Source organism: Variovorax sp. N23 (assembly GCF_025486315.1).
Lineage (GTDB): Bacteria > Pseudomonadota > Gammaproteobacteria > Burkholderiales > Burkholderiaceae_C > Variovorax.
This window is the reverse complement of sequence record NZ_JAOOPY010000013.1, coordinates 1-11,693: the sequence shown is the minus strand read 5'-3', so window position 1 is coordinate 11,693 and position 11,693 is coordinate 1. Positions and strand designations below refer to the sequence as shown.

General features: G+C 67.1%; 12 protein-coding genes and 1 pseudogene. 10 read left to right on the top strand and 3 right to left on the bottom strand.

Annotated elements, in window-relative coordinates:
- Nucleotides 1–6 precede the first annotated feature (6 nt).
- From fliL to N8A90_RS18365, 10 genes are all read left to right on the top strand, one after another.
- Nucleotides 7–489, top strand: a complete 483-nt coding sequence (gene fliL / locus N8A90_RS18410; protein WP_262076459.1) for a flagellar basal body-associated protein FliL — start codon at nt 7–9, stop codon at nt 487–489.
- A 21-nt stretch (nt 490–510) separates the two neighbouring features.
- Nucleotides 511–1,515 (top strand): flagellar motor switch protein FliM, encoded by a 1,005-nt coding sequence (gene fliM, locus N8A90_RS18405; protein ID WP_262076458.1) that lies wholly within the window; start codon nt 511–513, stop codon nt 1,513–1,515.
- Nucleotides 1,508–1,969 (top strand): flagellar motor switch protein FliN, encoded by a 462-nt coding sequence (gene fliN, locus N8A90_RS18400; protein WP_262076457.1) that lies wholly within the window; start codon nt 1,508–1,510, stop codon nt 1,967–1,969. Before fliM ends, fliN begins: the two co-directional genes overlap by 8 nt.
- Nucleotides 1,966–2,454, top strand: a complete 489-nt coding sequence (gene fliO / locus N8A90_RS18395; protein ID WP_262076456.1) for a flagellar biosynthetic protein FliO — start codon at nt 1,966–1,968, stop codon at nt 2,452–2,454. Before fliN ends, fliO begins: the two co-directional genes overlap by 4 nt.
- Nucleotides 2,451–3,209 carry a flagellar type III secretion system pore protein FliP gene (gene fliP, locus N8A90_RS18390; protein WP_262076455.1) on the top strand — a complete coding sequence of 253 codons (759 nt, stop codon included), beginning with the start codon at nt 2,451–2,453 and terminating at the stop codon, nt 3,207–3,209. Before fliO ends, fliP begins: the two co-directional genes overlap by 4 nt.
- Nucleotides 3,210–3,235: 26 nt before the next feature.
- On the top strand, nt 3,236–3,505 hold the full coding sequence (gene fliQ / locus N8A90_RS18385; RefSeq protein ID WP_262076454.1) for a flagellar biosynthesis protein FliQ: 270 nt from the start codon (nt 3,236–3,238) through the stop codon (nt 3,503–3,505).
- A 7-nt stretch (nt 3,506–3,512) separates the two neighbouring features.
- Nucleotides 3,513–4,310 (top strand): flagellar biosynthetic protein FliR, encoded by a 798-nt coding sequence (gene fliR, locus N8A90_RS18380; RefSeq protein ID WP_262076453.1) that lies wholly within the window; start codon nt 3,513–3,515, stop codon nt 4,308–4,310.
- A gap of 187 nt (nt 4,311–4,497) precedes the next feature.
- Nucleotides 4,498–4,881 carry a phosphonate transporter gene (locus N8A90_RS18375; protein WP_316044024.1) on the top strand — a complete coding sequence of 128 codons (384 nt, stop codon included), beginning with the start codon at nt 4,498–4,500 and terminating at the stop codon, nt 4,879–4,881.
- Entirely contained in the window at nt 4,878–6,230 is a 1,353-nt protein-coding gene (locus N8A90_RS18370; RefSeq protein ID WP_262076451.1) for a sensor domain-containing diguanylate cyclase, read from the top strand. Before N8A90_RS18375 ends, N8A90_RS18370 begins: the two co-directional genes overlap by 4 nt.
- Nucleotides 6,227–7,978 carry a putative bifunctional diguanylate cyclase/phosphodiesterase gene (locus N8A90_RS18365; RefSeq protein ID WP_262076450.1) on the top strand — a complete coding sequence of 584 codons (1,752 nt, stop codon included), beginning with the start codon at nt 6,227–6,229 and terminating at the stop codon, nt 7,976–7,978. The genes N8A90_RS18370 and N8A90_RS18365 overlap by 4 nt, the downstream gene beginning before the upstream one ends.
- A gap of 36 nt (nt 7,979–8,014) precedes the next feature.
- On the opposite strand, the gene flgL is transcribed toward N8A90_RS18365, so the two are convergent.
- The 3 genes and pseudogenes from flgL to N8A90_RS18350 all read right to left on the bottom strand — a co-directional run.
- Nucleotides 8,015–9,229, bottom strand: coding sequence for a flagellar hook-associated protein FlgL (flgL, locus tag N8A90_RS18360; RefSeq protein WP_262076449.1), 1,215 nt, complete (start codon nt 9,227–9,229; stop codon nt 8,015–8,017).
- 28 nt (nt 9,230–9,257) lie between these two features.
- Nucleotides 9,258–11,222: a flagellar hook-associated protein FlgK gene (gene flgK / locus N8A90_RS18355; RefSeq protein ID WP_262076448.1), complete on the bottom strand. Its 1,965-nt coding sequence runs from the start codon at nt 11,220–11,222 to the stop codon at nt 9,258–9,260.
- Between the two features lie 270 nt (nt 11,223–11,492).
- A pseudogene (locus N8A90_RS18350) lies at nt 11,493–11,693 on the bottom strand (hypothetical protein); the annotation flags it as partial.

The following is an 11,693-nucleotide window of genomic DNA, read 5'->3' as shown; positions in this document are numbered from 1 at the left end:
CCACCCATGGCCACCAGCACCGCACCCGTCTCTGCCGCACCGTCCTCGCGTTCGCCGAAACTGTTGATCATCGTCCTGAGCGCGGTCACTCTCTGCGCACTCGCCGGTGGCGGCTACTTCTATCTCGCCGCCGGCAAGAAGGCCGAGGCGGAACCGGCCGCCAAGGTCGCCGAGAAGCCGATCTTCGTGGCCCTCGAGCCCTTCACCGTCAACCTGCAGTCCGAGGGCCGCGCCCGCTTCCTGCATGTGGGTATCGCCCTCAAGGTGAAGGACGAGAAGGCCAAGGCACAGGTCGTCGAATTCATGCCCGAGCTGCGCAGCCGCGTGCTGCTGCTGCTGTCGAACCGCCAGCCCGAATCGCTGGTGACGACCGAAGACAAGTCCAAGCTCGCCGAGGAGATCCGCACCGCGATCAACGCACCGCTGTCGGCCGACCTGCCGCCCCAGGGCGTCACGAGCATCTCCTTCAACACCTTCGTGGTGCAGTGATCACTTTCAGGCAACCGACCCATGGCCTATGAACAAGTCCTCTCGCAGGACGAGGTCGACGACCTGCTGCGGGGCGTCACCGGTGGCACGGTCGACCAGACCACCACGACGACCGCGGCACCGCAGAGCGGCCTGCCCGCCTACGACCTGGGCGCGCCCGACCGTGTCGTGCGCAGCCGCATGCACACGCTGGAAGTCATCAACGAGCGCTTCGCGCGCGGCCTGCGCGGCGCCCTGCTGAACTTCATGCGGCGCAGCCCGGACATCTCGGTCGGGCCGATCCAGATCCAGCAGTACGGCGAGTTCGTGCGCCACCTGCCGGTGCCGGCGAACATCAACATGCTGCACATGAAGCCGCTGCGCGGCACCGCGCTGTTCGTGTTCGACCCGAAGCTGGTCTTCCTGGTGGTCGACAACCTGTTCGGCAGCGATGGTCGCTACCACGTCCGCGTGGAAGGCCGCGACTTCACGCGCACCGAACAACGCATCATCAAGCGCCTGCTCGACCTGTCGCTGCAATGCTATGGCGACGCCTGGAAGCCGGTGTTCCCGCTCGACTTCGACTATGTGCGCGCCGAGATGCACGGCAAGCTCGCCAACATCGTGGCGGCCAACGAGGTGGTGGTGAACACCACGCTGCAGATCGAGTTCGGCCCGGTGGGCGGCTTCCTGCACGTGTGCATCCCCTACTCGATGATCGAGCCGATCCGCAACCAGCTGTCCAACCCGATCCAGGACGAGGTCGAGATCGACAAGCGCTGGGTGACGCAGATGTCGCGCCAGATGCAGTCGGCCGACGTCGAACTCGTCGCCAACTTCGTGCAGATGACCTCGACCATCGGCAAGGTGCTCGCACTGGAGGTCGGCGACGTGCTGCCGATCGAGCTCCCCACCACCGTCACCGCCAACGTCGACGGCATCCCGGTGATGGACTGCACCTTCGGCACCTCGAACGACCGTTACGCGCTGCGCGTGCAGCACATGATCACCCACCAAGACACCGAGCCCAAGACCGACCATGACTGACAACACCCCTGCTTCCGACGACACGGACGACTGGGCGGCTGCAATGGCCGAACAGACCGCCGCCACACCGGCGCCTCCACCGGCCCTTTCTCCGGCCCCCGCGCCTGCAGCGGCGCCCGCTGCAACGCCCGCCACCGCGCAGGTCTTCCAGCCGATGGACGCGCCCACGGCGGCCAGCGGCGTCGCCGGGCTCGACCTGGCCCGCGTGCTCGACGTGCCGGTACAGCTCACCGCCGAGATCGGCCGCACCCGCATCACCATCAAGAGCCTGCTGCAACTGTCGCAAGGCTCGGTGGTCGAGCTCGACGGCCTGGCCGGCCAGCCGCTGGACGTGCTGATCAACGGCTACCTCATCGCCCAGGGCGAAGTGGTGGTGGTGAACGACAAGTACGGCATCCGCCTGACGGACATCATCACGCCGTCCGAACGCATGCAGAAGCTCGCACGTTCATGAACCTGCTGCGCTGGCGCTCGCACACCGCCCTCGTGTGCGGCTGGCTGCTGGCCGCGGGCGCGCACGCGGCACTGCCGACCGTGCCCGCACCGGTGGCCGAAGCCGCACCGGCCGCGGTCGGTGCCGGCGGCGTGCTGCAGGCGGCCTTCGGCATGGCGATGGTGCTGGGCCTGATCTTCCTGTGCGCCTGGGCGGCCCGCCGCTTCGGGCTGCAACGCTTCGGTACCGGGAACGTCGTGAAGGTGGTGTCGAGTTCGTCCCTGGGCCAGCGCGAGCGCGTGGTGGTGGTCGAGATCGACGGCACCTGGCTCGTGCTCGGCGTCACCGCCAGCCAGATCCAGACACTGCACACCCTGCCGGCCAGGCCCGGCGCCGCGCACGCCGCCGACGGCATGGCCACACCGGCCTCCCTGCAGCGCCCGCTCGACCTCTTCGCGCAGAAGTTCCGCGAATCGCTGGGCGTCAAGGGCCGGCCGACCGCATGAACCCGCGCACCGTTCTTCGCAGCCTGCGCATCGCGCTGGCCCTGCTGGCCGCGACGCTGCCGCTGGCCGCCTGGACGCAGGGCCTCCCCGGCGTGACCAGCACCCCCGGCCCCGGCGGCGCCCAGACCTGGTCGCTCAGCGTGCAGACGCTGGTGATGCTCACGTCGCTGACCTTCCTGCCGGCGCTGATGCTGAGCATGACCAGCTTCACCCGCATCCTGATCGTGCTGGGCCTGCTGCGCACCGCCATCGGCACGCAGTCGTCGCCGCCCAACCAGGTGCTGGTCGGGCTGTCGCTGTTCCTCACCTTCTTCGTCATGTCGCCGGTGTTCGACAAGGTCTACGCCGACGCCTACAAGCCCTTCTCCGAGAACAAGATCCCGGTCGAAACCGCCCTGGCACGCGGCATCGAGCCCTTCAAGACCTTCATGCTGCGCCAGACCCGCGAGAACGACCTGGCCCTGTTCGCCAAGCTGGCCAAGGTGCCCGAGATGCAGGGCCCCGAAGACGTGCCGCTGCGGATCCTGCTGCCGGCCTTCGTCATCAGCGAGCTGAAGACGGCCTTCCAGATCGGCTTCACGATCTTCATCCCCTTCCTGATCATCGACATGGTGGTCGCCAGCGTGCTGATGTCGATGGGCATGATGATGGTGCCGCCCGCGAGCATCGCGCTGCCCTTCAAGCTGATGCTCTTCGTGCTGGCCGACGGCTGGCAGCTGCTCATCGGCGCGCTGGCGCAGAGCTTTTTCACTTAGCCAGCCTTCGCGACGGAACCCCAGCCATGACCCCCGAAACCATCATGACCATGGGCAACCAGGCCATCAACGTGGCGCTGCTGCTCGGCGCACCGATGCTGCTGGTGGCGCTCGTCATCGGCCTGGTGATCAGCATCTTCCAGGCGGCCACGCAGATCAACGAAGCCACGCTGTCCTTCATCCCGAAGCTGCTGGCGGTCTTCGCGACGCTCGTGATCGCCGGCCCGTGGATGCTCGGCAACATGGTCGACTACATCCGCCAGCTGTTCGGCAGCATCCCCACGCTCGTCGGCTGAGCCTTCGATGCCGGCCGTCTTCTCGGTCACCTCGGCGGAGCTGACCGTCTGGCTGACCACCTTCTTCTACCCCTTCGTGCGCATGCTCGCGCTGATGAGCACCGCGCCGGTGTTCAGCGAGAAGTCGGTGCCGCGCCAGGTGAAGGTCGGCATCGCCGCCATCCTGGCGGTGGTGCTCGCCCCGGCGATCGGGCCGGTGCCCAGCGTGCCGATCGTCTCACCCGGGGGGATCTGGATCATCGTCCAGCAGGTGCTCATCGGCGCGGCCATGGGCTTCACGATGAAGCTCGTCTTCGCCGCCGTCCAGGCAGCGGGCGAGTACATCAGCCTGCAGATGGGCCTGTCCTTCGCGTCCTTCTTCGATCCGATGGCCGGCGGCACCACGATGGTCGTCGGGCGTCTGCTCAACCTGCTCGCCATGCTGCTCTTCCTGGCCTTCGACGTGCACCTGCTGCTGGTGAGCGTGCTGGCCGAGAGCTTTCAGACGCTGCCGATCGCCGACGCGCCCTGGTCCACCGGCGGCTGGATGTTCCTGGTGCAAGGCGGCTCCCAGGTGTTCGCCAGCGGCCTGATGCTCTCGCTGCCGCTGGTGACGGCGCTGCTCATCCTGAACCTGGCCATGGGCATCCTGAATCGCGCATCGCCGCAGTTCAGCATCTTCGCCGTGGGCTTCCCGCTCACGCTGCTGGCGGGCATCGCGATGCTGCTGCTGCTGATCCCGAACCTCGGCGCCTTCCTCGAGCCGCGCTTCGCGGAAAGCGCGGCCGGGGTGCTGCGCTTCACGCAGGCCCTGCGCGGGACATGACCCCGCGCCAACTTGCCTCCCCGGCGTCGCAAGCGATGGCGCCTCTTCCTACACGATGGCCTCCTGGACAACATAAGACTTGCGCTTTCTCCCCGACCACGATCGGTAAGCCCCCGGACCCGCCGTGACGTTGCCGAGCGACGGCTCCCTTTTTTTTTTGAAAGCCACCCTGATGACGCAACCCGTCTTGATCGAGTTCGACGCGGCCCCCGCCGACGTTTCAGCATTCCTGGGTCGCGCTTCTGCGGTCGACCTCGACGCCCTCGAGTTCGGCGTCATCGGGTTCGATGCCGAGGGTGTCGTCCAGCGCTACAACGCACATGAATCGCAGTTAGCCGGTCTCTCGCTCGATCGCGTGGTGGGCTATTCCCTCTTCACCGTGGTCGCGCCATGCATGAACAATTTCATGGTGGCCCAGCGCTTCGAGGACACGGCACAGGCCGGCGGCACGCTCGACGAGACGATCGACTATGTCCTGACCCTGCGCATGCGGCCGCTCAAGGTCAAGTTGCGCCTGCTGGCCGAGCCGGCGATCCCCCTGCGCCATCTCTTCGTGCAGAGGCACCGGTGATTCCCGGCGACAGCGCCCCGTCGACCTTGGAACAGGACCACGAGGCGCTGCTGCAGTTTCTCTACATGGCGCCGGTCGGTCTCGCGCAGCTCTCGCGCGATGGCAATATCGTTCTGATCAACCCACTGTGCGCGCAGCTGCTGATGCCGCTTTCGAAGCAGGGAGATCTCTCCAACCTCTTCGAGGTGCTGAAGCCGGTCGCGCCCGACCTGGCGCATCGTGCGCGCATCTTTGCGCCCCTGCATGGCAAGGTGTGCGATGCCATGCACATCCAGACCCATGGCGGCACGTCGAGCCACGATGCGCAGATCCTGTCGCTGACCTTGCTCAAGCTGGACGCCGACCGCTTGATGGCCGTTCTCGACGACGTGACCCAATCGGTCAAGCGCGACCGGGAGCTGCGCCACAGCCAGTCATGGATTCACAGCATCTCTTCCGGCATCTTCGATGTCAGCTATGCACTGATGTCGCTGGACGACCAGGGCATCGTGCAGGGGTGGAACGTCGGCATCCGCAATCTGACGGGTTTCGAGGCCGAAGCAACCATCGGCCGGTCCTATGCAAACTTCTATCCAGAAGGCGGAATGCTGGGCCATCGCGCGCTCGAACGCCTTCGAGAAGCCGATCAGACAGGCTGGAACCTCGAGGAAGGATGGCTTCGGCGAAGCAACGGTGAGCGCTATTGGGGAAGCTGCCTGATCGCGCCGGTCGAAACGGTCACTGCGGTTTCGGGCACGAAATGCACCTACAGCCTTGTCATTCGTGACATCAGCGACCGCCGCGAATCCGACGAAGCGCTGCGACGATCCGTATGGTCGGACCACCTGACCGGCCTGGCCAACCGCCGTGCGTTTTTCGACGCCGCATCGACTGCCGCGCAGCGCCGCACGCGCACCGGAGAACCGATCACGATCGTCCTGTTCGATGCGGACCATTTCAAGGCCGTGAACGACACGCATGGCCATGCAGCGGGCGATGCGGTCCTGCGGCATCTCGCAGCGGGGCTTTCGGTGACGTTCACGCCGACGGACGTCGTCGCGCGTTTCGGCGGCGAAGAGTTCGTGGTGCTGCTGACGGGCAACTCCCTCGCCGAGGCCAAAGCCACTGCCGATCGCTTCCGTTCGCACATCGCGGCCAGCCCGGTCACCGTCGATGGCGTTCAGGTGCTCTGCACGGTGAGCGCGGGCGTCGCGACCTCTACCGATGGGGCTTGCGGCATCGACGAGCTTCTGCGGAAGGCCGACATCGCGCTCTACGCCGCGAAGGCTGCGGGGCGTGATCGGGTGGCCGTCTGGGACGACGCTCTCGAGCAACAGGGCCGCGCCTCGGTCGGCGGGGTACTGCCATGAGCGCCGACAGCGGCGACTACGACGCGCTGATCCAGTTCCTCTACCAGGTGCCCATCGGGCTGCTGCAGACCGAGCTCGGCGGCGAGATCACCATGATCAATCCGATGGCTGCGTCGCTGCTCATGCCGCTGACGCGGGCCGGCGCCCTGATCAATCTGTTCGATGTGCTCGATCCTTTCGCGCCCGAGCTCCGTGCCCAGGCCGCTGCGCACACCAGCCCTGGCAACGCTGTGGGCGACAGGACGCTGCCCATCCCGGTCGGCGATCGCGCCCAGCCGGGCACCCTGCTGTCGACCCTGGGCCTGCGGCTGGTGCTGCTCGACGCGCAGACGTGGATGGCCACGATCAGCGACATCACGCAGGCGGTACACGAGGAAGAGCAGCACCTGCAGAAGCGCCTGCACGACCAGTCGCGCAGCGACGAGCTGACCGCGCTGCCCAACCGCGCGGTCGCTGCCGAACACATCGAGGCGGCACGGGCCCACGCCGCGACCTCGCCCGACGGTTTGTTCGCGATTGCATTTATCGACCTCGATCGCTTCTACCGAATCAACACCACGCGCGGTCAGGCAGCGGGGGATCATCTGCTGCGGCTCGCGGCGGACCGACTGGCTCGGCTGGTCCAGCCGGGCGGCCGGATCGAGGCGCTCGGTGCCCATGGACTGCTCGCCGCCCGCCTGGAGGCGGATGAATTCCTCGTCGTGGCGCGCCAGGTGGCGCACCGCGACGTGGCGGCGCAGCTGGCGAAGAAGGTGGTCGACGCACTGGGCGAGCCCTACGCGATCGATCAACAGCCCGAGCGCGTGAGCGCGAGCGTGGGCGTGGTCCTGGGGCAGCGCGATGCCGGCAGCGCCGACGCCCTGATGCTGGACGCCAGCCTCGCCATGGGCGAAGCGAAACGCGCGGGCGGTGCGGGCTACAGCCTGTTCGACCCCGCGATGAAGCTTCGCGCCGCCCGGCGCGCCACCATCGAGTCGGACCTGCGTGGCGCCATCGGCCGCGGCGAACTCGCGGTGGCCTACCAGCCGATCGTGTCGCTGGCGAGCCGGCAGTGCGTGGGCATGGAGGCCCTGGTGCGTTGGCACCATCCGTCGCTGGGGGACGTGTCGCCGCTGGAGTTCGTCGGGATCGCGGAGGAAACCGGCCTGATCGCGGAACTCGGCCGATTCGTCCTGAACGAGGCCTGTCGGGCCTGCGTGGCATGGAAGCGCCAGTTCGGCGGCCACGCACCCCGCAGCGTCTCGGTGAACGTCTCGCGCGCCCAGTTGCTCGGAACCGACCACACCGAACAGGTCCGGCAGGCGCTGGAGTCGAGCGGCATGAACGCCGCGGCACTGCAGATGGAAGTCACGGAAAGCCTGGCAGCGCAGGACGAGCGCGTTCAGCACAGTCTTCACGAACTGAAGGCAATGGGCGTCACCATCGCCCTGGACGACTTCGGCACCGGCTATTCGTCGCTGGCAACCTTGCATCTTCTGCCCATCGACGTGCTCAAGATCGACCGATCGTTCGTCATGCAGGTCGAAAGCAGCGAGCACCACCGGGTGCTGATCGAGGCCGTGATCCTCGTGGCGCGCAGCCTGAACATGCGGACCGTGGCCGAGGGCATCGAGACGGAAGAACAGGCGAGCGCGCTGGCGCGGCTCCATTGCGCCAAGGGGCAGGGCTACCTGTTCGCGCAGCCGCTGTCGCGCGCGGCCATGACGGCTTGGCTGGCCGAAGGCAGGCGGTCGGGCGGCGCCCCCTGATCGGGCAAGCCACCTGCGCCTTGCCCGGTCAGCCGGTCAGATGTAGTTGAACAGCGCGATGTTCGACAGGCGCGCGAAGGTCAGCTGCGTCGCCTTGAGCGAGGTTTCGCGCTGGTAGAAGTCCGAGATGGCGCTGGTCAGGTCCAGATCCTCGATGCTCGAGAGGTAGCTCTTCTCCGTCAGGTCGCGCGCGGCGCCGCCGCTGTCGAGTGCGTCGATTTCGTTCATGCGCGAACCGACCGAGGAGCGGATCGTCAGCACGTTGTCGTGCGCGTTCGTCACCTTGACGTTGGCGGTGCTCAGCGCATTGAGCAACTTGGCGCGCGCCGGTTCACCGCCGCCTTGCAGTGGCGTACGCAGCGCCGTCACCAGCTGACCGATGCTGGCGAACACGTCGGTGCCGGCATTCTTGGCCGTCGTGACGGCGAAGGTGTCGCCGTCGGCAGGCGTGCCGGAGACGCTCAGCTGCACGCCGCCGAAAGCGATCGGCGTGCCGGCCACGAAGGCGCCGGTGGCCGCCACCACGGGCGGTGTGTCGTTGGTGGTGACGGTGTAGGCGCCGGCCGCGAAGCTGACGACGAAGTCCTTCCCGTAGTTGGCCGCGGTGGCATCCACGACGCTCACCGCACCGAAGATTCCGGTGCCGGTGTTCGCCGTGCCGCCCGAGGTCACGTAGCCGGCGCCGCCCTGGACCGACTGGAACACCGAGCGGCCGTCGTCCGAACTCGACATCTGGCGTGCCACGTCGACCTGGATCATGCGCTGGCCCTGGTCACCCACGTACTGGATGCCGCCGCCGGCGCTGGTCGCGAACGGCGCGCTGCCGCTCTTGTAGCCGGCGAACAGGAACTGGCCGTTGCCGTCGTCGGTGTTTCCCACCGCGACGAGTTGATCGAGCTTGCTCTGCAGCGTGGTCGCCAGCGTCGCACGGTCGGCGTCCGACAGCGTGCCGTTGCCAGCCGCCACGGTGAGCGTCTTGATGTCCTGCAGGATCGTCGTGGCGCTGTCCAGCGCCGTTTCCTCGTGCGACAGGGTGAGCATGGCGCGTTCGCGGCTGGTGGCGAACTGCTTGGACTCCGATAGGGTCTGCGTCACGCCGAGGACGCGGGTCGCCGCCACCGGATCGTCGCCGGCGGTCAGGAACTTGGTGCCGGCCGACAGCATCTGCTGGGTCCGGAAGAGTTGCTGCTGCTGCGAGTTCAAGGCAGACAGGTTGCGCTCGTAAAAGGTGCTGGTGCTGATACGCATCATGACTCCTGGATTCGTAGGAAGCGGGGGCTCAGTGGCTGATGCCCAGGATCGCGTCGAACATCGTCGAGGCGGTCTGGATCACTTTGGCATTGGCCTGGTACATCTGCTGGAACATCAGCAGGTTGGCGGTTTCCTCGTCCTGGTTCACGCCGGACACCGACTGCTGGCTCGTCTTGATCTGGGACGCGACGCTGGTCTGCGTCTTCTCGGCCACGGCGACTTCCATGGCACGGTTGCCCACCGTGCTCACCAGCTGTGCATAGGCACCGTTGAAGGTGCTGGTGCCGCCGCCGATGATGGTCGCGCGCTGCAGGCCCGCCAGCAGCAGCGCATTGCTGCCGTCCGATACGCCGCCGACGTTCTTGCCGATGGTGAAGGTGTCGCCATTGGCCGGGGCGCCGGTCAGCTTCACCGAAATGCCGTCGAAGCCGATGCTCGCGCCGGCGGTGTAGGGCACGGCCGTCCCGGCCGCATACACGGTCGATGTGCCGTCGGCCAGCGTGACGGTCACGGCCGACGTGGCCGGAAAGCCCGACAGCGTGCCGGTGGCGGCGTCGTAGCTCATGGTGACGTTCGCAGCCAGTGGTGCGGCGAGGTACCCCGCATCGATGGTGGCCTTGCCCAGCAGGCCCGAGCCCTGGTTGGCGGCCGTGTTGCCGGTGACCACGGGAGAAGCCGCGGCCACCTTGGCCGGGTCGAGCACCTGCACGGTCATGTCGCGCGCGCCGGTGCGGGTGGGCTGCACCAGGAAGGTGTCGCCGAGCGTCGCCGTGCCGCTGTCCAGCGCCACGGTGACACCGTCGAAGGTGGCGGGGAAGGTCGTGAAGCTGCCGACCGGCGTCTTGTCGGAGACGCGCGTCACGACATAGGTGGGCGTGCCGGCCACGTCCTTGTACTCGACGGAATAGTCGCTGGTGGTGAGCGCCGAGGTGTTGGTCACGCTGGCCGAGATGACGGCGTTCCCCGTGTTCCTGGCGTTGCTGAGCACGGTCGGCGAACCCACCGAGAAGAAGTCCTTGCCCAGCGCGCCCGTGAGATCGACGCCGAGCTTGTGCTGGTCGTTGAAGGCGTCGGCCAGGGCGATCGACAGGCGACCGATGGCGTTCTGCGTGGGGATCAGCGTTTCGGTGCGGAAGGACATCAGGCCGCCGAGCGATCCGCCCGTGATGGCGTTGGGGCTCAGTTCCATCACGTTGCCGGCCAGGCCGACCAGGGCCACGGCCATGCGGGTCGGGTCGGTGGCCGAGGGCACCGCCTTCATCGTCGCTGCACGGTCGCCCACCACCAGCGACTGGCCGGTGGCGATGAAGACGTTGTACTTGCCGCTGTCCTGTTCGAGCACCTTGATGTCGGCGATCTGGCTGAGCTGGCTCACCAGCTGGTCGCGCTGGTCGAGCAAGTCGTTGGGCAGCTGGCCGCCGGAGGTGGCGGTGAGCTGGCTGATCTGCTGGTTCAGGCTGGCGATCTGCGTGGCGTAGGTATTGATCTGTTCGACGCTGCCCTTGATCTGGTCGTTGACCGAACCGTTCAGGTCGGTGAGGTACTGGTCGGTCGACCGGAACTTGGTGGCGAGCGCCTGCGCCGAGCTGATGAGCTGCTGGCGCGCGGCCGGGTCGGCCGGCGTGTTGGCCACGCCCTGCGTCGCCGTGAAGAAGCTCTGCATGAGGGGGCTGATGCCTGAGGTCTTGTCGGCCAGCAGCGAGTCGATGCGGTCGATCTGGGTGCCGTAGCTGGTCAGGCCCGCCGCCACCGATTGCGCGGTGTTGAGCTGCGCCGTCAGATAGCTGTCATAGCTGCGGCTGGTCGTGGTCACCAGCGCACCCATGCCGACGAAGCCGGAGCCCGTGGCGATCGCGCCGCTGGTGGAGATCTGCGCCACCTGCCGGCTGTAGCCCGCGGTGTAGACGTTGGCGGTGTTGTGGGCGGTGGTGACCAACGAGCTGCGCGCTACGTTGAGGCCACTGAGGCCCGTCAGGAACATGTTGCCGGCCATATGTTTCGATACCTGTTTGGTAGGGATGTGAAGGGCACCGTGCGATGCCGTTGACTGTTTATCGGCAGCGCCGCCCGAATCTGAAGAGGGTTCGATGGGCCAAACAGCGAGGCTTTCATCCTTCTTTTCCCCGTTTGGCCGCCGGCTCAGAACGCGTGAAGGAACCGTCGCGAGCGCCCCGAGCTTGCGTCGAGGACCGGAGCCGCACTGGCGTGCGGTGAGGACCGCAGATGCGAGATCGAGGCGCGCAGCAGGTTCATTCGCGCGTTCTCAGCGTGGTTCGCCCACGCGGAACACCCCGACCGCCTGCACCAGGTGGCCGGCCTGCTCCTGCAGCGAAGCGGCGGCCGCCGCGGCCTCTTCCACCAGCGCCGCGTTCTGCTGCGTGACCTGATCCATCTGCGTGATGGCCTGGTTGATCTGCTCGATGCCCGAGGTCTGCTCCTGGCTGGCCGAGGCGATCTCGCCCAT

Excerpts from the sequence above, each read along its gene's own strand:
- fliR (WP_262076453.1), top strand. The coding sequence starts at position 3,513 with ATGCCGGCCGTCTTCTCGGTCACCTCGGCGGAGCTGACCGTCTGGCTG.
- fliQ (WP_262076454.1), top strand. The coding sequence starts at position 3,236 with ATGACCCCCGAAACCATCATGACCATGGGCAACCAGGCCATCAACGTG.
- fliP (WP_262076455.1), top strand. The coding sequence starts at position 2,451 with ATGAACCCGCGCACCGTTCTTCGCAGCCTGCGCATCGCGCTGGCCCTG.
- fliO (WP_262076456.1), top strand. The coding sequence starts at position 1,966 with ATGAACCTGCTGCGCTGGCGCTCGCACACCGCCCTCGTGTGCGGCTGG.
- fliN (WP_262076457.1), top strand. The coding sequence starts at position 1,508 with ATGACTGACAACACCCCTGCTTCCGACGACACGGACGACTGGGCGGCT.
- fliM (WP_262076458.1), top strand. The coding sequence starts at position 511 with ATGGCCTATGAACAAGTCCTCTCGCAGGACGAGGTCGACGACCTGCTG.
- N8A90_RS18365 (WP_262076450.1), top strand. The coding sequence starts at position 6,227 with ATGAGCGCCGACAGCGGCGACTACGACGCGCTGATCCAGTTCCTCTAC.
- flgK (WP_262076448.1), bottom strand. The coding sequence starts at position 11,222 with ATGGCCGGCAACATGTTCCTGACGGGCCTCAGTGGCCTCAACGTAGCG.
- flgL (WP_262076449.1), bottom strand. The coding sequence starts at position 9,229 with ATGATGCGTATCAGCACCAGCACCTTTTACGAGCGCAACCTGTCTGCC.
- fliL (WP_262076459.1), top strand. The coding sequence starts at position 7 with ATGGCCACCAGCACCGCACCCGTCTCTGCCGCACCGTCCTCGCGTTCG.